Annotated in this window: 20 protein-coding genes, 2 tRNA genes and 4 rRNA genes; 9 read left to right on the forward strand and 17 right to left on the reverse strand. The window is 41.7% G+C overall.

Features of this window, described 5'->3' with window-relative positions; all coding sequences use genetic code 11:
* Positions 1-121 precede the first annotated feature (121 nt).
* Both QQK06_RS07115 and QQK06_RS07120 read left to right on the forward strand, forming a co-directional pair.
* Positions 122-835: a helix-turn-helix domain-containing protein gene (locus tag QQK06_RS07115; protein ID WP_284243971.1), complete on the forward strand. Its 714-nt coding sequence runs from the start codon at positions 122-124 to the stop codon at positions 833-835.
* 129 nt (positions 836-964) lie between these two features.
* Entirely contained in the window at positions 965-1,417 is a 453-nt protein-coding gene (locus tag QQK06_RS07120) for an NfeD family protein (protein ID WP_284243972.1), read from the forward strand.
* A gap of 26 nt (positions 1,418-1,443) precedes the next feature.
* Here QQK06_RS07120 and QQK06_RS07125 read toward each other — a convergent pair whose 3' ends face one another.
* The 3 genes from QQK06_RS07125 to QQK06_RS07135 are packed head-to-tail and all read right to left on the reverse strand — an operon-like array spanning position 1,444 to position 3,621.
* Positions 1,444-2,259, reverse strand: a complete 816-nt coding sequence (locus QQK06_RS07125; RefSeq protein WP_284243973.1) for an NAD(P)H-binding protein — start codon at positions 2,257-2,259, stop codon at positions 1,444-1,446.
* Positions 2,259-2,735: a nuclear transport factor 2 family protein gene (locus tag QQK06_RS07130; RefSeq protein ID WP_284243974.1), complete on the reverse strand. Its 477-nt coding sequence runs from the start codon at positions 2,733-2,735 to the stop codon at positions 2,259-2,261. Before QQK06_RS07130 ends, QQK06_RS07125 begins: the two co-directional genes overlap by 1 nt.
* Positions 2,728-3,621 (reverse strand): bifunctional GNAT family N-acetyltransferase/hotdog fold thioesterase, encoded by an 894-nt coding sequence (locus QQK06_RS07135; protein WP_284243975.1) that lies wholly within the window; start codon positions 3,619-3,621, stop codon positions 2,728-2,730. The genes QQK06_RS07130 and QQK06_RS07135 overlap by 8 nt, the downstream gene beginning before the upstream one ends.
* Positions 3,622-3,671: 50 nt before the next feature.
* Here QQK06_RS07135 and QQK06_RS07140 point away from each other — a divergent pair, with 50 nt between their 5' ends.
* Positions 3,672-4,409: a class I SAM-dependent methyltransferase gene (locus QQK06_RS07140; protein WP_284243976.1), complete on the forward strand. Its 738-nt coding sequence runs from the start codon at positions 3,672-3,674 to the stop codon at positions 4,407-4,409.
* 3 nt (positions 4,410-4,412) lie between these two features.
* Here the strand turns inward: QQK06_RS07140 and dtd are convergent, their stop codons facing one another.
* From dtd to QQK06_RS07155, 3 genes are read right to left on the reverse strand one after another with little or no spacing between them, the layout of a single operon-like run.
* On the reverse strand, positions 4,413-4,850 hold the full coding sequence (gene dtd, locus QQK06_RS07145) for a D-aminoacyl-tRNA deacylase (protein WP_284243977.1): 438 nt from the start codon (positions 4,848-4,850) through the stop codon (positions 4,413-4,415).
* Complete coding sequence (gene pip / locus QQK06_RS07150) at positions 4,847-5,815, reverse strand: prolyl aminopeptidase (protein ID WP_284243978.1); 969 nt, start codon at positions 5,813-5,815, stop codon at positions 4,847-4,849. Before pip ends, dtd begins: the two co-directional genes overlap by 4 nt.
* On the reverse strand, positions 5,805-6,671 hold the full coding sequence (locus tag QQK06_RS07155) for a virulence factor BrkB family protein (RefSeq protein WP_284243979.1): 867 nt from the start codon (positions 6,669-6,671) through the stop codon (positions 5,805-5,807). Before QQK06_RS07155 ends, pip begins: the two co-directional genes overlap by 11 nt.
* A gap of 83 nt (positions 6,672-6,754) precedes the next feature.
* Here QQK06_RS07155 and QQK06_RS07160 point away from each other — a divergent pair, with 83 nt between their 5' ends.
* Positions 6,755-6,988: a hypothetical protein gene (locus QQK06_RS07160; RefSeq protein WP_284243980.1), complete on the forward strand. Its 234-nt coding sequence runs from the start codon at positions 6,755-6,757 to the stop codon at positions 6,986-6,988.
* A 2-nt stretch (positions 6,989-6,990) separates the two neighbouring features.
* Positions 6,991-7,653: a DUF2959 domain-containing protein gene (locus tag QQK06_RS07165; protein WP_284243981.1), complete on the forward strand. Its 663-nt coding sequence runs from the start codon at positions 6,991-6,993 to the stop codon at positions 7,651-7,653.
* 65 nt (positions 7,654-7,718) lie between these two features.
* On the opposite strand, the gene QQK06_RS07170 is transcribed toward QQK06_RS07165, so the two are convergent.
* The 3 genes from QQK06_RS07170 to typA all read right to left on the reverse strand — a co-directional run bounded on the left by QQK06_RS07170 (position 7,719) and on the right by typA (position 10,326).
* Positions 7,719-7,895: a hypothetical protein gene (locus QQK06_RS07170; RefSeq protein ID WP_284243982.1), complete on the reverse strand. Its 177-nt coding sequence runs from the start codon at positions 7,893-7,895 to the stop codon at positions 7,719-7,721.
* Between the two features lie 43 nt (positions 7,896-7,938).
* Entirely contained in the window at positions 7,939-8,118 is a 180-nt protein-coding gene (locus QQK06_RS07175) for a hypothetical protein (protein ID WP_284243983.1), read from the reverse strand.
* A gap of 387 nt (positions 8,119-8,505) precedes the next feature.
* Positions 8,506-10,326, reverse strand: a complete 1,821-nt coding sequence (gene typA, locus QQK06_RS07180; RefSeq protein WP_284243984.1) for a translational GTPase TypA — start codon at positions 10,324-10,326, stop codon at positions 8,506-8,508.
* A 294-nt stretch (positions 10,327-10,620) separates the two neighbouring features.
* On the opposite strand from typA, the gene glnA reads away from it, so the two are divergent.
* The 4 genes from glnA (at position 10,621) to glnG (ending at position 15,237) form a co-directional block, all read left to right on the forward strand.
* On the forward strand, positions 10,621-12,027 hold the full coding sequence (gene glnA, locus QQK06_RS07185) for a glutamate--ammonia ligase (protein WP_284243985.1): 1,407 nt from the start codon (positions 10,621-10,623) through the stop codon (positions 12,025-12,027).
* A gap of 111 nt (positions 12,028-12,138) precedes the next feature.
* Positions 12,139-12,657 carry a DUF4124 domain-containing protein gene (locus tag QQK06_RS07190; RefSeq protein ID WP_284243986.1) on the forward strand — a complete coding sequence of 173 codons (519 nt, stop codon included), beginning with the start codon at positions 12,139-12,141 and terminating at the stop codon, positions 12,655-12,657.
* 88 nt (positions 12,658-12,745) lie between these two features.
* Positions 12,746-13,834 carry a nitrogen regulation protein NR(II) gene (gene glnL, locus QQK06_RS07195; protein ID WP_284243987.1) on the forward strand — a complete coding sequence of 363 codons (1,089 nt, stop codon included), beginning with the start codon at positions 12,746-12,748 and terminating at the stop codon, positions 13,832-13,834.
* Complete coding sequence (gene glnG / locus QQK06_RS07200) at positions 13,831-15,237, forward strand: nitrogen regulation protein NR(I) (protein ID WP_284243988.1); 1,407 nt, start codon at positions 13,831-13,833, stop codon at positions 15,235-15,237. The genes glnL and glnG overlap by 4 nt, the downstream gene beginning before the upstream one ends.
* A gap of 5 nt (positions 15,238-15,242) precedes the next feature.
* Here glnG and QQK06_RS07205 read toward each other — a convergent pair whose 3' ends face one another.
* From QQK06_RS07205 to QQK06_RS07240, 8 genes are all read right to left on the reverse strand, one after another.
* Positions 15,243-15,623: a MerC domain-containing protein gene (locus tag QQK06_RS07205; RefSeq protein ID WP_284243989.1), complete on the reverse strand. Its 381-nt coding sequence runs from the start codon at positions 15,621-15,623 to the stop codon at positions 15,243-15,245.
* 85 nt (positions 15,624-15,708) lie between these two features.
* Complete coding sequence (gene epmA, locus QQK06_RS07210) at positions 15,709-16,677, reverse strand: elongation factor P--(R)-beta-lysine ligase (protein ID WP_284243990.1); 969 nt, start codon at positions 16,675-16,677, stop codon at positions 15,709-15,711.
* A gap of 80 nt (positions 16,678-16,757) precedes the next feature.
* Positions 16,758-16,872, reverse strand: a 5S ribosomal RNA gene (gene rrf / locus QQK06_RS07215).
* Positions 16,873-16,961: 89 nt separating this feature from the next.
* A 5S ribosomal RNA gene (gene rrf / locus QQK06_RS07220) occupies positions 16,962-17,076 on the reverse strand.
* A gap of 130 nt (positions 17,077-17,206) precedes the next feature.
* A 23S ribosomal RNA gene (locus QQK06_RS07225) occupies positions 17,207-20,085 on the reverse strand.
* A gap of 337 nt (positions 20,086-20,422) precedes the next feature.
* Positions 20,423-20,499: transfer RNA gene (locus QQK06_RS07230), tRNA-Ile, on the reverse strand.
* Positions 20,500-20,631: 132 nt separating this feature from the next.
* Positions 20,632-20,707, reverse strand: a tRNA-Ala gene (locus QQK06_RS07235).
* Between the two features lie 91 nt (positions 20,708-20,798).
* Positions 20,799-22,339 (reverse strand): 16S ribosomal RNA (locus QQK06_RS07240).
* Together the 16S, 23S and 5S rRNA genes with 2 tRNA genes alongside form the textbook arrangement of a ribosomal RNA operon.
* Positions 22,340-23,002 lie beyond the last annotated feature (663 nt).

The raw sequence follows: 23,002 nt of genomic DNA on the forward strand, positions 1-23,002 counted from the left end.
GCCAATAAATCTATAGCCTGTCATAACAATGACGCTATAATGACGTAACGATTTTCTCGCTAAAAAAAATCACTTCAGCGATATTTTCCAGCGAAACAAGCAAGTAATTTTGGAGTCTCCTTTGCAAAAACTAAGTGCAAATTTATCACCTGAACGGGTCAAACATTTTCGAAAAAATAATGGCTGGTCGCAAGAGCTGTTAGCCAAAGCGTCGGGCTTAAGTTTACGCACAGTCCAGCGAGCAGAAAAAGATGGTAACAGTTCAGCTGAAACACAATTAGCCTTAGCGGCAGCATTTGATATTTCACCACAAGAATTATTTCCTGTTTCTTCAAACCCAGATGTTAATTGGAAAAGGAAAAATATTATGCAAAGTTTATTAGCCTTAATCGTAGTGTGTGGCGCAATTTTAATGTTAGTTCTGTTAGGAGGCGATCTAGGCATGTTCGCCGATTTTTATGGCGTTCTGTTTTTAGTATTATTTACTTATTCATCAACTGTTATCGCCTTTGGTTCACATGGTTTGGTTAAATCTATTACCGGATTAGGTTATTTGTTTACCAATGACATTAACCACTCTCCCGCTAGTGAGTTTTTATCCATTATATTAAAAAAACAAGTCTCTTTTATTTACGGTGCGGCTTTAATAGCGGCATTGATAGGTACAATTGCGATTTTCTCAAGTAATGAAGCAGTGACCAGCAATGAAATTTTTTATCCTGCGTTTGCAGTAAATTTATTGATCATACTGTATGCCGCTATCATCGCCGAAGGGATTCTACGACCACTGGCTACCAAGCTGGAACATAGAGATCTAGCAACAAAATTTCAATAATGGAATGCTCCGCTGATAACGTAAAAGTTACAGTTAAGAAACGTTTTGTTTACTTTATGCTATGCTAATAACTAGCGTAACAATGCGAACAAATAAGATTCTATACTGTAGACTACCAAGGAGTTATCAGTGGAATATCTATTATATTTTGAAACTTGGATCGTGCTGGCATTGCTCTTTTCATGTCTTGAAATATTTATTGCTAGCGGCATTTTATTAAATATTGGTATCGCCTCATTACTTGTGGCAATTGGCGTCCAGCAGCAATTACTGCTCACTTGGCAAATCGCCTTATCCGCTTGGTGCATCTTTGTGATTATCTTGCTGGCTATTTTATACTTTTTTAGTAAAAAGTTTTTTCTACGCGATCAAGCGGGCAACAATCTTCATCAGGAATTAACCAACTATGGTAAGAAAGTCAAAGTAATAGAGCGTATTGGTCCTGGTAGTCATCCAGGGAAAGTCAGTTATCAGGGCACCCGCTGGAACGCACTGAGTGATGGGCAAAAACTGGAAAAAGGTAGTTATGCCACTATTATCTGCCGAGATAGCTTTTCTTTATTGGTTGAACCAGACAAATAACCCTAATCGCTGAAAACTACCGCGAGCTACTTTGACAACCAGCTCACTAAATCGCCATAACGATATTGATAATTCAATAGCTTGATTAACTTGTCACCAACGACTTTACGGCTTGAATCGTCCTTACTGTTTATCTCAAATGTCGGCAAAGGTAAATTTAACGCTTGTGCTGCAGCCTGATAGAACTGTTTTTTGGTGATATTAGTATCACCTACCGCATTAAAAATACCGCTGTGCTCTGTCTCAATGAACAAACGTAAGATGGCAACCACATCAACCTGATGAACCAAATTAACACTGGCACCTGGCGCCTTTAATACCCGGTTATTGGCAAAAAATCGGCCCGGATGGCGATCTTCTCCCACTAAGCCGGCACAACGCAGTACAACACTAACACCACTAAAGCCTAATACCTGTTGTTCAGCTCGCGCTAACAAATCAACTTTAGCTAACTCTCTTTTTAAGGGGAGCTCTTCTGTCACTCTACCGCTATAACCATCATAGACTGCAGTAGTACTGATTAGAATAATTTTACTGACGTTACCTCGTTCTGCACCGTTAACAAGCTGAGCAATTTTGTCAGCATAATCTTGCTTACCTTGTCTGATCATTGGCGGGATCGCGATCACTAAGGTATGACAATTAAAGACTAAATCTTGTTGATCAGGCTCTTGTAATAAAGGCAAAGAGAACAATTTGGCCTGCACGCCAAGTTTAGCTAACATAGCTAATTTTTCCGGCGATTGAGTGGTTGCCACCACTTCTATCTGCTCTTTCACTAAGTCTTTAGCTAACGCCTGCCCTAACCAGCCACAGCCTACAATAGCAACGGAAGAAGCCATTAGTTAGCCTTTTCAACATTTCTGATCACTGACACCACTTCACTTGATACCTCATTCGGCACCATTACCGATAAGTTATACTGCAAAATTTGCCACTGGTTGTTTTTCAAACGCAATACGCCTGAGCCTCGACACTGGCCATAATGATCATTGTGTAGCAGCTCATCAAAAAATACTAAATTAGTGCCTGCTATCGGTGAAAAGTTGCGCTCAGTACTAACATATTTCCAACCTTTTCCCTGATTAAAATATGGCTTAACATATTGAGCGAATTCTTTTTTGCTCCAGCGTTCGCTAGCATCGGTTCCGAGAAACACTCCTTCATCTGCTAATAAAGCAAAATACTGCTTAAAATCAGCCGCCGCCGCCGCTTGATGGTAACTATCCAGCACATTATTCAGTTCATCGTTAGCGTATAAAGAATAGCTGGTTAGTAACATTAGTAATGCGTATATATACTGTTTGTAATTATTCATCTTTAGGGATCACCACATATTTACCGGTAAATTTTGCTGCAACTTTATCGCCGGAGTAAATATTGACTTCGACGTTAAAGCGAGCTTTTTGCTGTTTAAGTAATGGAGCACACTCGCCGCTGGCAACTTCATTATTTGTTTGGCCGCTGGCAACGCCTGCAACAGGAGCAATATATTTAATCGATGCATCAGCTAATACAATATCTCCCTGACAATGATTATTTGCCAGTTGCAAATAAACCCAGCCCCAGCCGGTTAGCGTTGCCAAGGTATAAATACTGCCAGCGAACATGGTATTGTGCAGGTTCTTATTGAATAACGGCTCACAATGAGTCGCCAGCTTACTGCCATCATAATAACTAATAGCAATGTTCATTGCCTTACTCATTGGAATAGTGCTATGCCAAGTATTTTGTAATAGCCTAGCCTGCTCACCCAGATGACTAGCTAAAGGTGACAGTGTTTTTTCCATAGTGAAGTGTTTAATTTGCTGAAACAACAGATGAGATTTGGCCAATACAAGGTAATTGTGGTGCTGATAAAAGCCTACGGAAATTTCCCGCGCTTCCAGAGTGATTTTTCTTGCCCCGCGAAGCTGCGCCTGATATTCCAAAGCGTTAATTAACAGTTTGCCATAACCTTTACCTAATGCAGCATCACTAACTGCCATATAACGTATTTGCGCCTGATACTGATTAATAAAATGCAAACGGCCAACGGCAACAATCTGCTGCTGCTCAAATACAGCTCTATGTATCGACTGGCTTTCCCATTGATCTTGCTCACTTCCTTCTGGCTGTTGCCAAGGCTTACGCAGTAATTGCCAGCGCAACTGATAATACTGTTGAAATTCTTCTTTAGTTTTAGGTGCTCTACATTCAATCATTGTCTATGCTTAATTTTATTACTACTTCTTTATCAATTAGTTGATAGTTAATGAAATTAGATCGTCACATACAAGCTAGCAAAATAATCTATCTAATTAAGGAACAGGAAGAGATAACAATTAAAGAAAGTTATCACTATCGCTTCCTGTGCTTTAGCGATGTAGTACAAAGCATTATGCTTAAACGCAAACCAGCACGTCTGACCTTACCTCACCAGTATTTCATCACCTTGCCACTGTTATTTATTCAACCTGAAAAAATTATCGAATTTGGCCTCGGTGGTGGCAATCTTTTAAAATTCACCAATCAACTGCTACCACAATGTCAGTTAACCAGTGTCGAAAGCAGCCTGCAAGTCATACAATGCTTTCAGCAATATTTTAACCCCGAGCAAATCAATTGCTCTTTTCAATGTCAAGATGCTAGCGCCTGGTTATCTCAGCAAAATGGGCTAGATACCGACTGGCTTATATTTGATATCTACCAGAATAATCAAAACGAAATGATATCACTGCAATTAATTCATCAACTGTTACAACAACTGCCACTACACGCTTGGCTCTCCATTAATTTGGTTGATTTGAGCGAAACCCAACTTAATAAAGCGCTAAGTTATCTCGGCAAAATAACGTCGAGACGACAGATGCGCTACTTTATTGTTCCACAGTACCGCAATGTAATTGTCCACATCTATAGTCAGGCTCATCGACCAAGCCGCGAACTATCATCACTCAGACCGCATCAATTTACCCGTTGGCAACAACTATGGCAGTATGGCAAAGCCTAATGTTCAAATCGTTAGACTAAAGGTTACCGGGCCATCATTGACTAAACTCACTTTCATATCAGCTCCAAAAATCCCAGTCGGCACTTTAAAGCCCGAATGTCTTAATTGCTGACAGAAATATTGATATAGCGATTCACTTAACGCTGGAGCCGCTGCACTGGTAAAACTTGGCCGCATTCCTCTAGTCGTATCTGCGGCTAAGGTAAACTGAGAAACAACCAAAATATCACCGACGACCTGCTTCACATTAAGATTCATCTTACCATCACTATCTTCAAAGACACGATAGCCCGCAACCCGTTCCGCCAAACGTTTAGCTTTTTGCTCGTTATCATCGGGTTCTATCGCTAATAAAACCAATAGCCCTTGATTAATTTTACCGACAACTTGCTGCTCTACTTCAACGCTGGCACTCGTCACACGCTGAATTAATGCGATCATTTTTTATTCTCTCGTAAAAAATTAGCCATCACTTCCGTTGCTTTACACAACGCATCTATCGTTTGACGCTCAAAGCCACTATGACCCGCTTGAGGTAATATCTGCAAGCTGGCATTTTGCCAAGCATTAGTTAACCGATAAGCATTGTTTAATTGGCACACCATATCGTAACGGCCATGAATGATAATTGCCGGAATATCCTTAATGTTATCAATATGGTTAATGATAAAATCTTCCGCAATAAAACTCTGATGATAGAAATAATAATGTGATAACTGCGCCATGCAATGGGCCTGATGAGGATCTTCAATTTGTGCACTACCGATATGCTGATGCTCTATCGTGGATAAACGTAGTTCCCATAAATACCAGGCTTTACTGGCTGCTATCTTTGCCACTTCATTATCACAAGCAAAAATTTTCTGATAACCCGCTAAAGGTTCTTGTTTATCTTTTTCTGCCAGCGGCATTAAAAACTCTTGATAATATTCTGGAAAAAACTTTGCAGCTCCATCGGCTTTATAAAGCCAGTCATATTCAGTTTGAGTCGCTAAAAAAACGCCACGTAAAATAAATCCCAACACAGTTTGCGGAAAAGCGATGCCGTATAACATCGCCAAAGTGGTGCCCCAGGAACCGCCAGCAATGAGCCATTTATCTATCTTTAAATGACTACGAATCGCTTCAATATCTTTAATTAATTCTTCTGTAGTATTTTGTTTTATAGATGGCGAAGGGGTAGATTTACCACAACCTCGTTGGTCAAAAATAATAATGCGATACTTATCAGGATCGAAATAACGTCGATGATTCTCACTTGAACCACCACCTGGACCACCGTGCAAATAGAGCACAGGAATACCATCCGGATTACCTGATTGTTCGATATAAAGGCTATGGATATTATCCACTTCAAGCCACTGCTCTTTATAAGTGCTAATTTTAGGAAAGAGATTACGAGACATCATGACTCCTTTGGGTGAGGAAATCTTCTAAGCAGACCGTGAACAGTGCCCCAAATAATACCACTAACCAGGATAAATATACCCATAAGAATAAAATAGGAATACTGGCCAATGCCCCGTAAATAGCCTGATATGACGGTAGCTGAGTGACATAGAAGGCAAAACCTTTTTTCGCAATTTCAAATAATACTGCAGCCAAAATAGCGCCAAAAAGTGCACATTTAAAATTAACATCTTTATTGGGCACCACTAAATACAAAATAATAAATGCCCCAATAGAGGCCAAAAGAGGTAATAAACGCACTAAAACATTGGCAATTCCAAATAAGTCATACTGCTCAAATGACATCAACTTCGCGATATAAGTGGTGGCAGCAATACTGCTGCCAACCAGAACAGGTCCCAGAGTCAGCACCATCCAATACATGGAAAACGCAGTAACTACTTTTCTCTTTTTATTCACTTGCCAAATTTTATTCAGTGTTTTATCAATGGCCGATATCAGCAATAAGGCAAACAAGAATAAAAACGTAATGGCAATGGCCGACATTTTCGACGCATTATTAACAAAACTCGTAATATGTTCTTTGACGACATCACCAGATGCTGGGATAAAATTTTGATAAACAAAACCTTCTATCGTTTCCTTAATTTCAGCAAAAATAGGAAACGCTGTCATCACTGAAAGCATCACTACCAACATAGGTACCAACGACATTAACGTGACATAAGATAAATAACCGGCACTGACATGCACTTGTTCCGCAGACATTCGTTTAACAAAAAACGAACCAAATTGTTTTAAAATATCCCATGTCTGATGGACAAATACTTTATCGATAAACTTCATAATCATTTATAGTTAAGATCTTATCTTTACAGTATATTATGAATAGGTAAGATAAGCCTATAGTGATTTTTTATTCAACAGGAGTTTTTATGTCAGGACAAGGTTCAGGTGGTAATGTACTTGCAGCAATTTGTAGTTTTTTTGTTGCTGGTTTAGGACAGTTGGTTCAAGGGAGAGTGCTAGCAGCAATTATCTTTTTCCTGTTAACCTGGGTTAACTACGCGCTGGCAGCGACAGGCATTTTATTTTTTATGGCGCTCCCAGGCTTTATTTTTCATGTCTGGTCCATTATTGATGCCGCTCGGTATAAAAGCTCGGATTAATCATGAAGGCGCAGCAAAATAAATGGCTTAGCACAGGGCTAGCGATATTGCTGCTTAGCACTATCGGTTGTCAATCTGCCTATTATTCGGCAATGGAAAAAGTGGGTCTTCACAAACGCGATATCTTAATTGACCGGGTCGAAAAAGCGAGTGATTCACAACAAGAAGCAAAGCAAGAATTTAAAAGTGCACTTGAGCAACTGACTACACTTATCAATTTTGACGGTGGCGACTTACAAAGCCACTATCAGCAAAGTGAAACGCATTATCAGGCGAGTTTACAAGCAGCTGAAGAAGTAAACGACAGGATTTCAGCCATCGAAGATGTTGCTCAGGCATTATTTGATGAGTGGCAAGAAGAAATCACTCAATATTCCAGTGCCAGTTTAAAACGGCAAAGTCAAAGCAAGTTGATCAGCACGCAAGGACGTTATAACACTTTACTCAAAGCAATGCATAAAGCCGCTGATAAAATGCCGCCAATATTAGCAACGTTAAAAGATAACACCTTATTTTTGAAACATAATTTAAATGCTCAAGCGATTGGTGCATTAAAAGGTGAATATCAAGGGTTAAAGCAAGATATTAATGTCTTGATAAATGAAATGAATAAAGCAATCAGTAACTCACAGCTCTTTATTGATTCACTCAAAACATCCGGCTAATAAAACAAAAAAGGTTAGCTGTGATGATCAAAGCTAACCTTTTTTATCTTGATAAATTTTTAAGGCTAAAACGGTTCCATTATTTTATTAAGACACTGAATATTTTGTTCTTCTAAAAAGTCTTTATGATGATTTATCGTTGCTAATAATTCAGATAACAACTTAATTTCTTTAGGCCCAGCGAGCCCTTCTTCAAACATATGACTTAACTTTTGAAGAGTTCGTAATTGTTCAGGCGACATCCTTCAATTCCCTTTATTTAATTATTATTATTGGTCCAGATTTTTAATTCATTGCTATTTTTCTAAAAGAATCATTTAATGATTTTCTACGTGGATGGTCACGCCCATCATTAATATATTCTTGATAGAGCTGATCTAATTCCCGACGTTCATTTATATTGGCATCATCCGACACCATTTTTTCAAATAATGTATTCAGCCGGTTTACTTTCCTTTTATCCATGGTACCCACTCCACATTCGCCTTAAGTACCTAAGCTCAAATGATTCAGAGCAAGTGACACAGGCCTATCTCAACTGCCTATAAAGTGTAGCAAGCATTTAATATTCAGCCAGTTTAGATATTGAGCAACATTAGCCCTCTAACTTTTAGCGAATGTTCTCTATTAAATAAAAACTATAAATATCATAGATATAATTAAGTTCATTGAGCGAAGGCTGAATAGATATCAACTTAAATCTGACATGACTTTGAGACATGTCTTACACGGGAACTGTTGATAGTAGCTATAGTTTGTACGTTGTCAGTCTTGAGCAAGACTGACGAAAAGCCATAAAAAATGCCGTAGTAAAAACTTACTACGGCATTGAATATATAAAAAGCGAATAGCTTATTTTTTCACAGAACGACTTTCGCGCTTACGATCTGACTCTTTCAACCACTTTTTACGGATACGAATATTTTCTGGCGTAACTTCCACTAATTCATCATCATCAATAAATTCTAACGCTTGCTCCAACGTCATTTGAATCGGTGGCGTAAGTACTTGCGCGTCATCAGTGCCTGAAGCACGAACGTTGGTCAGTTGCTTACCTTTTAATGCGTTTACCGTTAAGTCGTTATCTCGGCTATGAATACCTATCACCATACCTTCATAAACTTCAACACCGTGGCCGATCATTAATCGTCCGCGTTCTTGCAAGTTAAACAAGGCATTAGTTAATGCTTTACCTGTTGCATTGGCAATCAGAACACCATTAATACGTTGACCAATTTCGCCACCTTTATGCGGACCATATTCAAAAAATGTATGATAGATAAGACCTGAACCTGAAGTTAAAGTCATAAATTCAGTCTGGAAACCGATCAAACCACGGCTTGGCATAATAAAGTCCATACGAATACGGCCTTTACCATCTGGTGCCATATCCGTTAACTCAGCTTTACGTAACCCCATTTTTTCCATAATAGAGCCTTGATGTTCTTCTTCAACATCAATAGTGACGGTTTCATACGGCTCTAACAGCTGCCCGTCCTCTTCCTTCATAATAACTTCAGGACGTGATACCGCAAGCTCATAGCCTTCTCGACGCATGTTTTCAATCAAGATGCCTAAGTGAAGCTCACCGCGACCAGAAACTTTAAATTTATCTGGATCATCTAATTGCTCAACACGTAATGCCACGTTATGAATCAATTCTTTATCTAAACGATCTTTAATATTACGTGAGGTAACATATTTACCTTCTTGCCCAGAAAACGGTGAAGTATTAACCTGGAAAGTCATAGTCACTGTTGGCTCATCTACCGATAATGCAGGTAATGGCTCTACTTCACTAGGACAACAGATAGTGTCAGATATTTTTAGTTCACCTAAACCTGTGATCGCAATGATATCCCCGGCTTCAGCTTGTTCAACTTCATGACGTTCAAGTCCTAAGTAACCAAAAACCTTACCGACTTTACCATTATGAATTTTGCCTCGAGAACCTTGCACTGTAACCTGTTGATTAGGCTTCACAGTACCACGAGTCACTCGCCCGACACCGATAACACCTAAATAAGAGCTATAATCCAATTGCGAGATCTGCATTTGAAATGCACCATCCGGATCCGCATTTGGTGGTGGAACTTGATCAACGATAGTTTGGAATAACGGCGTCATATCAGCACCAATTTCGCCTTCTTCTAACGATGCCCAGCCATTTATGGCCGACGCATAGACAACTTGAAAGTCTAACTGCTCGTCTGTTGCTCCTAAGTTATCAAATAAATCAAATACTTGATCCATTACCCATTCAGGACGTGCACCTGGTTTATCGATTTTATTGATCACTACAATAGGTTTTAAACCTTGAGCAAATGCTTTTTGCGTAACAAAACGCGTTTGCGGCATCGGCCCTTCTTGGGCATCAACGATCAATAGCACGGAATCAACCATTGACATAACACGTTCAACTTCACCACCAAAATCGGCATGCCCAGGAGTATCGACGATATTCACTCGGTAATCATTCCAGCTAATTGCAGTATTTTTAGCTAAGATAGTAATACCACGCTCTTTTTCGATATCATTAGAGTCCATAACTCTTTCTTCCAGATCAGTTCTTGAATCTAAAGTCCCTGACTGGTCTAATAACTTATCGACTAATGTAGTTTTACCATGGTCAACATGCGCGATAATCGCGATATTACGTAATTTCTCTAACACGGGCATATGCTCTTAAGGCCTAATAATTGGGCGCGTATTGTACAGGAGAACGCCAGACATAGCGACAAATAAAATACTAGTGGATTGCTTATTTTTCCTACTGGCATAATCAAAGTGAGTGCACTAAACTCTCACTGCACCAAACCGGAACACACAACGACCCATATTGGTGCAACCAAAGCACTAACAAGAATAAATGTTATTGATTTTAAAGAAATTAATGCTTGGCACGAATTTAGCTTAAAAGCAAACAACTGATTTTAATATACACGATAACTTCACTGGAGACGCTCAATGTCACAAGCAGTTTTAGATATGATCAAAGAAAACGATGTAAAATTCGTTGATTTACGTTTCACTGATTCAAAAGGTAAAGAACAACATGTGTCGCTTCCTTATCATCAGATTGACGAAGACTTTTTCGAAGAAGGTAAAATGTTCGATGGTTCTTCAATTGCTGGTTGGAAAGGCATTAATGAGTCAGACATGGTATTAATGCCTGACGCTGAAACTGCTGTATTAGACCCATTCACAGAAGAAGTGACCTTAAACATTCGTTGTGACATCGTCGAGCCTGCTACTATGCAAGGTTATAGTCGTGACCCACGTTCTGTCGCACATCGCGCAGAAGAATACATGCGCTCTACAGGCATTGCTGATACCGTTTTAATTGGTCCAGAACCAGAGTTTTTCGTGTTTGATGACGTACGTTTCCACACCGATATGTCTGGTTCTATGTACAGCATCGATGATAAAGAAGCAAAATGGAATTCAGGCACAGAATATGAAGGCGGCAATACTGGTCACCGTCCTGGTGTTAAAGGCGGTTACTTCCCAGTAGCGCCGGTTGATTCATCACAAGACTTACGTTCTGCCATGTGTTTAGTCATGGAAGAAATGGGCTTAGTAGTTGAAGCACATCACCATGAGGTTGCTACAGCGGGTCAAAATGAGATCGCTTGTCGCTTTAATACCATGGTGAAAAAAGCAGATGAAGTACAGATTTATAAGTATGTTGTCCATAACGTTGCTCACGCTTATGGGAAAACCGCTACATTTATGCCGAAACCATTAGTTGGTGATAACGGCACGGGTATGCATGTTCACCAATCTTTAGCAAAAGATGGTGTTAACTTATTCTCTGGTGATAAGTACGGCGGTTTATCTGAAACTGCGCTTTACTACATCGGTGGTATTATCAAACATGCTAAAGCATTAAATGCATTCACCAATGCTTCAACCAACTCGTACAAGCGTTTAGTTCCTGGTTTTGAAGCGCCTGTTATGCTTGCGTATTCTGCCCGTAACCGTAGTGCATCTATTCGTATTCCAATTGTACCTACTCCTAAGGCAACGCGTATTGAAGTACGTTTCCCTGATCCATCAGCTAACCCTTACTTAGCATTCTCTGCAATGTTAATGGCTGGCCTTGACGGTATCAAAAATAAGATCCACCCTGGCGATGCAATGGACAAAGATCTTTATGACTTACCAGCAGAAGAAGCGTTAGCTATTCCACAAGTAGCTTCTTCACTTGAAGAAGCGTTAAATGCTTTAGAAGCAGATAAAGAATTCTTAATGGCTGGCGGTGTTATGGATGCCGATATGATCGAAGCATACATAGGTCTTAAACGTGATGAAGTTGAGTTATTAAACTCGACCACTCACCCAGTTGAATTTGATATGTACTACAGCATTTAATCATAAAAAATAATTGATTAAAAAAAAAGCTCACTTAGGTGGGCTTTTTTTGTGGCTAAATAACAATATATTGGATAGATTATAAGTATATCTACGTAAAGAGGTAGTTATTTGACTTCGTTAAGAATGATAATTTTAATGCTGTTGGCACTCGTACTTTCTGTACCAGTATCAGCAACATCGACTAAAATATACGTTTGGCGTAACGCAGACGGTGTTTTAGTTTATTCTGACAGTCCGAAACCTGGTGCCGAAGAAGTCGACGTAAAAGAATCCAACCAGATGTCATCATCAATAGATACATCAATTCTAGACATCAATCCAAAAGTCATCGAAGAAAAATACGACGTTGAAATCACCCAGCCAGCTCATCAGGCGACGATAAGAGATAATACCGGCTCTGTCTATGTCTCCGGCCGCATTAAGCCAGTTTTTAAACAAGGCCTTAAAGTAAAGCTACTGCTAGATAACACCCCCTACGATATTCCTCAGCCTCATTCCATGTTCGTACTACGCAATGTAGACCGCGGAGAACATCAGGTAAAAATGGAATTAGTTGATGAAAAAGGCAAGGTTATTGCATCGTCTGATCCCATCATCTTTTATATGCACCGAGCTTCCGTAAAATAAGGCTTACTAAGCATTTAAAAGGTGCAAATAATCATTTAACGCATTACACTGAAACATCAGTTGCACTATATTGGTGCATAGAGATAGTATGTATAGTTCAAATAACCAGATGCCAAAAAATAAGCTTTATTATCAGCAAAATTTACCCAATCAAATGGTAACGGCTGTGATCGTGCTTAACAGCGAACTAACAGTTCAATACGCGAACCCTGCTGCTGAAGCCTTATTGATCAAAAGTATCAATAAACTAAAAGGCAGTACGCTTAATACCATCTTCTTTAATAACCCAATAAGTGATAAACGGTTAAAGCAATTGTTAACTTCAGGACAAGAGTTCAGCGACAGTGACGTTATTCTGGAGTTTTTTGATCGCAGAAAAATTACTGTAGAAATTACAGCCTCTTCCGTTGTTTTTGATAAAAACCCTCATATTTTGCTGGAATTTAAGCAAATCGATCAGCAAAAACAAATTAGTGCTGAAGCCTTTCAACAACAGCAATGGGAATCAGCCCGCGACCTTATTCGTGGCTTGGCACATGAAATTAAAAATCCTCTCGGCGGATTGCGTGGTGCAGCTCAACTATTAAACCGTGAGCTAAATGAAGAACAGCAAGAATATACGCAAATGATCATCGAGCAAGCAGATAGGTTAACCAATCTAGTTGATCGGCTACTTGGACCAAATCAGGTGCCTAAAATGGCCACTCAGAATATCCACATCGTATTAGAGAAAGTCGCACAACTGGTAAGTTTCAATAACCCACAGCAAAGTGAAATCATCAAAGACTATGATCCTTCATTACCTGATATTTGCTTTGATGAAGATAAAATCCATCAGGCTATCCTAAATATTATTAACAATGCTATTCAGGTCATAGGCAGTGATGGCCAAATTATTCTGAAAACTCGCGCTGCCAGTAATAAAACTATCAACGGTAAAAAAATCAAACTGGCTGCTCAAATCAGCATCATTGATAATGGCCCAGGGATCCCGGAAAAACTACAAGACACCCTGTTCTACCCTATGGTTTCAGGCAGAGCCAATGGCACTGGTTTAGGGCTTTCAATTTCACAAACTTTAGTTAACCAGCATCAAGGAAAGCTTTCCTGTGTTAGTCAGCCAGGACACACCGAGTTCATTATTTTATTACCAATTACGCAAGAGGCAGCATCATGATCACTGAACAAGTTTGGGTTGTCGATGATGACAGTTCAATTCGCTGGGTACTTGAAAAAGCATTTTCTAATGCCAATATCAGCTCAGCTTCATTTGATAGTGCAGAAAACCTGCTTATTGCTTTAGATCACAGCCAACCTGAGGTCATTATTTCTGATATCCGGATGCCAAATATCGATGGCATGTCGCTGCTAAATGATATTAATAGTCGCTTCCCTGCTATCCCTGTCATCATTATGACCGCTCATTCAGATCTTGATAGCGCAGTTAATGCTTATCAGGGAGGGGCATTTGAGTATTTACCTAAGCCGTTTGATATCGACGAAGCACTTGCATTAACAAAACGTGCGTTAAACCATGCTCACGAACTCAAAGCAAAAACCAAAGACCAGCAAACTAGTCCGGCAGCGGTAGGTATCATTGGTGAAGCTCCTGCAATGCAGGAGGTATTCAGAGCAATAGGCCGGCTTTCCCGCTCGAGTATTAGTGTATTAATCAATGGAGAGTCCGGCACAGGTAAAGAATTAGTCGCCCATGCATTACACATGCACAGCCCTAGGGTAAAACAGCCATTTATTCCACTAAACATGGCGGCCATACCAAAAGACTTAATAGAATCTGAATTGTTTGGACACGAAAAAGGAGCGTTTACTGGTGCCAATACGGTTCGTCAAGGACGCTTCGAACAAGCCCATAATGGCACCTTGTTCTTAGATGAAATCGGGGACATGCCACTCGATATTCAAACGCGACTGTTGAGGGTGCTAGCAGATGGTCAATTCTATCGGGTCGGCGGTCATTCACCAATCCAAGTAGATGTCAGGATCATAGCTGCAACCCACCAAAATTTAGAAGATAAAGTTGCTAGTGGTGATTTTAGGGAAGATTTATTTCATCGACTTAATGTCATTCGCATCCATATACCGAGTTTAAGAGAGCGTAAAGAAGATATTCAACAACTCGCTAATCACTTTTTACAGCAAGCAGCCGAAGAATTAAGTGTTGAACCGAAAACCCTTGAAAAAACCACATTAGAGTATTTAACGCAATGTGACTGGCCAGGCAATGTTCGACAATTGGAAAATATTTGTCGCTTCTTAACCGTAATGGCTAGCGGTAAAGAAATTCACCTCGATGATTTACCAGGAGAATTAACAGAAGCGGCTCCGATAGTCAGCGATAGCGAGCAAAACTGGCAGGCATTGCTTCAGCGTTGGGCTAATGAAGAGCTAGCACAAGGTAATCAAGGGATTATAGATAAAGCCTTACCACAATTTGAGGAAATTTTGATCAAATGTGCACTGGCTAATACCAAAGGACATAAACAAGATGCTGCCAAAAAATTAGGATGGGGCAGAAATACCTTAACCCGAAAATTAAAAGATTTAGATATCAATAATTAGAACAATTAACTAGTACATTGATGTTCGGTGCACTGCTTACAGCTATTACACAACTTAATATTGATCATATGTGCAGTCACTATTAAGGCCGCACCAACAATAATAAAAAAGGGCTGTAACGATTCGGAGAAATCATGCTTGATCCAATAAATAGCTACCCCTAAAAGCAAGAGATAGAAAGGGTATAATTTTTTGTGATAACGTTTAAAGCCTGAAAACATAGCAACCGAGCCTAATATCGCCGTAACAATTAAAAATACGTGTTCCCAAGTATGATCAGCCAAAAAACTCACGCCTAACAGAGGTAGCGCAGGTAAAATAATAGGCAATAAGATGCAATGTAATGCACATAAAGAGGTTGCTGTAATGCCTATACGATCTAACACATTAAATCCTTGCGCTGGGGAATAATCAATTTACTGGTTAATAATGAGATATTATCACAATTGATATAATATCACAAAATGAAAATTATGCTTTATCTATGTTAAACGTCATGGTCTCAGCTATAGTGTTTGTTTCAAGTGCTAACATTAATAATCTATCGACTCCTAAAGCTACACCTGAACATTGCGGAAGTCCTTCAGTTAGCGCAGCAATAAAGCGATTATCTATGGGCTTTTCAGCTTTACCTAACTTGCGACGATGCTGGTTATCTTTTTCAAAGCGCTCAACTTGTTCGCAGGCATCGGTTAATTCGTTGAACCCATTTGCCAGCTCCACACCTTTAAAGTAACATTCAAACCTTTCCGCTACCCTATTATCGAGCGCAGAAATCTTCGCCAATGCGCTTTGAGAGCTTGGATAATGATAAACAAAGCAAGGGGTTTGTTGTCCAATTTTCGGTTCAATGCATTCAGAAAATAATACTTGTAATAAAACATCATGATCTGTTTCTTCAGCTATCCAATCACCTAAAATATTTTGCTCAGTCATCAGCTGCTTGAGCTCTGATAACGATGTGTCTAACGGATCAATGTTCAAATATTGTTGAAATGCTTGTTGATAGCTTATTTTTGATGCTGGTTTACAAGCCAAAACCTGCTGTAAAAGTTCTGAGACTTCTTCCATTAAATGAAAGTGATCAAAGCCAATACGGTACCACTCTAACATGGTAAATTCAGGGTTATGAAAACGTCCCGCCTCTTCGTATCTAAACGCTTTGCAAATCTGATAAATGGAACCATAACCCGATGCTAATAAACGTTTCATGGCAAATTCAGGTGACGTTTGTAAAAATAAATGGGTACCCTCGCATTTACTTGATAAAAAATCATAGCGACTATCAAACGCTTCAAGATGAACATCTGTTACCGTTCCTTGAGAAAGCAATGGAGTCTCTACCTCCACTACGTTTTTTTCTAAAAAGAAAGAACGAATCGTATTGAGATAATCTGCTCTTAGCTTCGCTACTTGCCAAGATAAATCTGTTTTCCACATTTCTTTTAACCTTCAGTTAAGTTGGCGCTAGCATAAACAAAAAAAGCCCTTGTCGCTAGGACAAGGGCTTTAGAAAAGGTGTCTGATAATGACCTACTCTCACATGGGAACTCCCACACTACCATCGGCGCAGTTATGTTTCACTTCTGAGTTCGGCATGGGATCAGGTGGTGCCACAACGCTATTGTCATCAGACAAAAACTGATAAAGATTAAATAACTGATTTAATTAACTAATCTTTAGCAGAAAAAAGCCCAGTCTTAAGACTGGGCTTAGCAATAGAAGTCTAGCGATGACCTACTCTCACATGGGAACTCCCACACTACCATCGGCGCAGTTGCGTTTCACTTCTGAGTTCGGCATGGGATCAGGTGGTGCCACAACGCTATTGTCGCTAGACATAAACTGGCGTTAATCAAGCTCTCGCTCAATTAACCAATCTTGGAAAGCTGTTTCAATCTTCTTATTCAATTCTGAGTACGTGATGTTTTTTATCAGTCTTCATACAATCAAACCACTTGGGTGTTGTATGGTTAAGCCTCACGGGCAATTAGTATCAGTTAGCTCAAGGCCTCACAACCCTTACACACCTGACCTATCAACGTTGTAGTCTCCAACGACCCTTTAGGGAGCTTAAAGCTCCAGTGAGAACTCATCTCAAAGCCTGCTTCCCGCTTAGATGCTTTCAGCGGTTATCAGTTCCGAACGTAGCTACCGGGCAATGCCATTGGCATGACAACCCGAACACCAGTGGTTCGTCCACTCCGGTCCTCTCGTACTAGGAGCAGCCCTCTTCAATTCTCAAACGCCCACGGCAGATAGGGACCGAACTGTCTCACGACGTTCTAAACCCAGCTCGCGTACCACTTTAAATGGCGAACAGCCATACCCTTGGGACCGACTTCAGCCCCAGGATGTGATGAGCCGACATCGAGGTGCCAAACACCGCCGTCGATATGAACTCTTGGGCGGTATCAGCCTGTTATCCCCGGAGTACCTTTTATCCGTTGAGCGATGGCCCTTCCATACAGAACCACCGGATCACTATGACCTGCTTTCGCACCTGCTCGACGTGTCTGTCTCGCAGTTAAGCTGGCTTATGCCATTGCACTAACCGTACGATGTCCGACCGTACTTAGCCAACCTTCGTGCTCCTCCGTTACTCTTTGGGAGGAGACCGCCCCAGTCAAACTACCCACCAGACAGTGTCCCCAAGCCCGATAAGGGCCCTAGGTTAGAACATCACGCATACAAGGGTGGTATTTCAAGGTTGGCTCCACCACATCTAGCGACGCGGTTTCAAAGCCTCCCACCTATCCTACACATGTAGGAGCAATGTTCACTGTCAAGCTATAGTAAAGGTTCACGGGGTCTTTCCGTCTAGCCGCGGGTATACGGCATCTTAACCGCAATTTCAATTTCACTGAGTCTCGGGTGGAGACAGTGTGGCCATGATTACGCCATTCGTGCAGGTCGGAACTTACCCGACAAGGAATTTCGCTACCTTAGGACCGTTATAGTTACGGCCGCCGTTTACCGGGGCTTCGATCATGAGCTTCGCAGAGCTAACCCAATCAATTAACCTTCCGGCACCGGGCAGGCGTCACACCGTATACGTCATCTTTCGATTTTGCACAGTGCTGTGTTTTTAATAAACAGTTCCAGCCACCTGGTTACTTCGACTGTCACCAGCTTAGGGAGCAAGTCCCATCACCAGCAACAGCGTACCTTCTCCCGAAGTTACGGTACTATTTTGCCTAGTTCCTTCACCCGAGTTCTCTCAAGCGCCTTAGTATTCTCTACCTAACCACCTGTGTCGGTTTGGGGTACGGTTCCTATATATCTGATGCTTAGAAGCTTTTCCTGGAAGTATGGCATCAACAGCTTCGTTTCCGTAGAAACTCGTCTCGTGTCTCAGTCTTAAGAGTCCGGATTTGCCTAAACTCTCAACCTACACACTTTCACATGGACTACCAACGCCATGCCTGCCTAGCCTGCTCCGTCCCTCCTTCGCAATATATAGAAGTACAGAAATATTAATCTGTTTCCCATCGACTACGCGTTTCCGCCTCGCCTTAGGGGCCGACTTACCCTGCCCTGATTAACATGGGACAGGAAACCTTGGTCTTTCGGCGGGGGAGTTTTTCACTCCCCTTATCGTTACTCATGTCAGCATTCGCACTTCTGATACCTCCAGCAAGCTTTACAACTCACCTTCAACGGCTTACAGAACGCTCCCCTACCACTTAATCCTAAGATTAAATCCGCAGCTTCGGTGCATAGTTTAGCCCCGTTACATCTTCCGCGCAGACCGACTCGACTAGTGAGCTATTACGCTTTCTTTAAAGGGTGGCTGCTTCTAAGCCAACCTCCTAGCTGTCTGGGCCTTTCCACATCGTTTCCCACTTAACTATGACTTTGGGACCTTAGCTGGCGGTCTGGGTTGTTTCCCTCTTCACAACGGACGTTAGCACCCGTAGTGTGTCTCCCGCATAGTACTCATTGGTATTCGGAGTTTGCAAAGGGTTGGTAAGTCGGGATGACCCCCTAGCCTTAACAGTGCTCTACCCCCAATGGTATTCGTGCGAGGCTCTACCTAAATAGATTTCGGGGAGAACCAGCTATCTCCCGGCTTGATTAGCCTTTCACTCCGACCCACAGGTCATCACCGCATTTTTCAACATACGTGTGTTCGGTCCTCCAGTTGATGTTACTCAACCTTCAACCTGCCCATGGGTAGATCGCCGGGTTTCGGGTCTATACCCTGCAACTAAACGCGCAGTTAACACTCGCTTTCGCTACGGCTCCCCTAATCGGTTAACCTTGCTACAGAATATAAGTCGCTGACCCATTATACAAAAGGTACGCAGTCACCCGAAGGCTTCCACTGCTTGTACGTATGCGGTTTCAGGTTCTATTTCACTCCCCTCACAGGGGTTCTTTTCGCCTTTCCCTCACGGTACTGGTTCACTATCGGTCAGTTAGGAGTATTTAGCCTTGGAGGATGGTCCCCCCATGTTCAGACAAAGTTTCACGTGCTCCGTCCTACTCGTTTTCACGTTGTGTTTGCTTTCGTGTACGGGGCTATCACCCTGTATCGCCAGCCTTTCCAGACTGTTCCACTAACGCCCACACGCTTAAGGGCTAATTCCCGTTCGCTCGCCGCTACTAAGGAAATCTCGGTTGATTTCTTTTCCTCGGGGTACTTAGATGTTTCAGTTCTCCCGGTTCGCCTTCTTTGGCTATGTATTCACCAAAGAATAGTTGCTTATGCAACTGGGTTTCCCCATTCGGAAATCTGTGCCTATAACGCCTTTTATCGGCTTAACACAGCTTATCGCAGATTAACACGTCCTTCATCGCCTCTAACTGCCAAGGCATCCACCACATACGCTTAGTCACTTAACCATACAACCCCAAATAGTTTGGTACGCCAGGGTGACTAAACCCCAGCAATTGTAAAGCCTGACATTTTCACGTACTCAATAGAGTATCTTGAATAAGAATTTGATAGTCTTTCAACTATCGGTTGATAATCTTTCCTTCTCAACATAGGTCGAGGAGAAAGGATTATCGGTGATAAATATTGGCGCGACACCAACATTTATCGGGATATATATCAGCTTTCCAGATTGTTAAAGAAGTAGTAATTAGCACGCATTCGGCTAAAAACTTGGTTTAAAAAACCAAACTTAAATCATCATCAAATGATACGTTAAGTTTGGCCTTTCGTTCCTTGAAGAAGTGGTAGGTCTGGGCAGACTTGAACTGCCGACCTCACCCTTATCAGGGGTGCGCTCTAACCAGCTGAGCTACAGACCTTTAATCGTCAAAGTTCACCTTTACCTATGCTAGGTCTGGGCAGACTTGAAAAAAACAGGCCGACCTCACCGCTAATAACACGTGGCGGGGTGCGCTCTTTATTCGAGCTACAATACTAATGGTAAAAATAAGTGGTGGAGCTAAGCAGGATCGAACTGCTGACCTCCTGCGTGCAAGGCAGGCGCTCTCCCAGCTGAGCTATAGCCCCTCTTTTTACTTAATTAGTAAAGGGTTACTTCTTCTACTTTCGTTATCATACAATGTGTGTGAACACTCAACACAAGTTAATTCGTTCAAGATAAGGAGGTGATCCAACCCCAGGTTCCCCTAGGGTTACCTTGTTACGACTTCACCCCAGTCATGAAACACAAAGTGGTAATCGCCCTCCCGAAGGTTAGACTAACTACTTCTTTTGCATCCCACTCCCATGGTGTGACGGGCGGTGTGTACAAGGCCCGGGAACGTATTCACCGCAACATTCTGATTTGCGATTACTAGCGATTCCGACTTCATGGAGTCGAGTTGCAGACTCCAATCCGGACTACGACGTACTTTAAGTGATTCGCTCCACCTCGCGGTCTTGCAGCACTCTGTATACGCCATTGTAGCACGTGTGTAGCCCATCCCGTAAGGGCCATGATGACTTGACGTCGTCCCCACCTTCCTCCGGTTTATCACCGGCAGTCTCCTTAAAGTTCCCGCCATTACGCGCTGGCAAATAAGGATAGGGGTTGCGCTCGTTGCGGGACTTAACCCAACATTTCACAACACGAGCTGACGACAGCCATGCAGCACCTGTCTCAGCGTTCCCGAAGGCACTAATCTATCTCTAGAAAATTCGCTGGATGTCAAGGGATGGTAAGGTTCTTCGCGTTGCATCGAATTAAACCACATGCTCCACCGCTTGTGCGGGCCCCCGTCAATTCATTTGAGTTTTAACCTTGCGGCCGTACTCCCCAGGCGGTCAACTTAGCGCGTTAGCTACGCTACCCACGTTTCAAGAACACAGACAGCTAGTTGACATCGTTTACGGCGTGGACTACCAGGGTATCTAATCCTGTTTGCTCCCCACGCTTTCGTGCCTCAGCGTCAGTATTTGTCCAGGTGGCCGCCTTCGCCACTGATGTTCCTTCCAATCTCTACGCATTTCACCGCTACACTGGAAATTCCACCACCCTCTACAATACTCTAGTTAGCCAGTTTCAAATGCAGTTCCGAGGTTGAGCCCCGGGATTTCACATCTGACTTAACTAACCGCCTACGCACGCTTTACGCCCAGTAATTCCGATTAACGCTCGCACCCTCCGTATTACCGCGGCTGCTGGCACGGAGTTAGCCGGTGCTTCTTCTGTCGCTAACGTCACAGTGCAAAGGTATTAACCTTACACCTTTCCTCACGACTGAAAGTGCTTTACAACCCGAAGGCCTTCTTCACACACGCGGCATGGCTGCATCAGGGTTTCCCCCATTGTGCAATATTCCCCACTGCTGCCTCCCGTAGGAGTCTGGGCCGTGTCTCAGTCCCAGTGTGGCTGATCATCCTCTCAAACCAGCTAGAGATCGTCGCCATGGTAGGCCATTACCCCACCATCTAGCTAATCTCACTTGGGCTAATCTAAAGGCAAGAGGCCCGAAGGTCCCCCTCTTTGGTCCGTAGACATTATGCGGTATTAGCAGTCGTTTCCAACTGTTGTCCCCCACCTTAAGGCATATTCCCAAGCATTACTCACCCGTCCGCCGCTCGACGCCGAAGTACAAGTACTTCTCGTTTCCGCTCGACTTGCATGTGTTAAGCCTGCCGCCAGCGTTCAATCTGAGCCATGATCAAACTCTTCAATTAAAAAATCGTTTGTGAGAGACAAGCTCTCGACTCAATGAATTCTGTACAAATAAAACTTACTTACTACCCGAAGGTAATAATTGTTTTGTATGAACATCTTCACTGAGATTATTGTTGCTACCTAAGTAGCTGTCGAATCAATCTCATGTGAGTGCTCACACAAATTGCATGATAACTAATTGTTAAAGAACGTTATCTTTTCTGTATAAAGAAGAGATAACTGAAGTTAAATCGCATTCGTTTAACTCCGACACTTCGATTTGGCTAGAAGCCTTGCCCGAAGCGAGATGCGCATTCTACGCAACTCAGTTTTGATGTCAACAAGTTTTTGAAAATTTCTTTAGCTTTTTCGCCGCAGCACTTTTTCTTAACTTATCTGACCCGTTTACCTATCAAATTCGATAACTAAACTTATCAAAACACTCCTCTGGGCTGTCCCTGAGAAGTGGATGCGCATTTTAGGGATTTTTCTACGTTGTGCAACTACTTTTTTGATCTTTTTGACTGTTTGACTATTAATTGAACTTTCGGCCTGTTTTATACACTAATCTATAGGTATATGAGGTATTTTCTGTATAAAAGAACAGGGGATATCACATTCATTTTAACCTATAGTGGTTTGTTTAAAATAACAACAATTACAATTTATTAAGCTAAATTACT

Origin of the sequence: Thalassotalea insulae, from assembly GCF_030161395.1 — a bacterium.
Taxonomy (GTDB): Bacteria; Pseudomonadota; Gammaproteobacteria; order Enterobacterales; family Alteromonadaceae; genus Thalassotalea_E; species Thalassotalea_E insulae.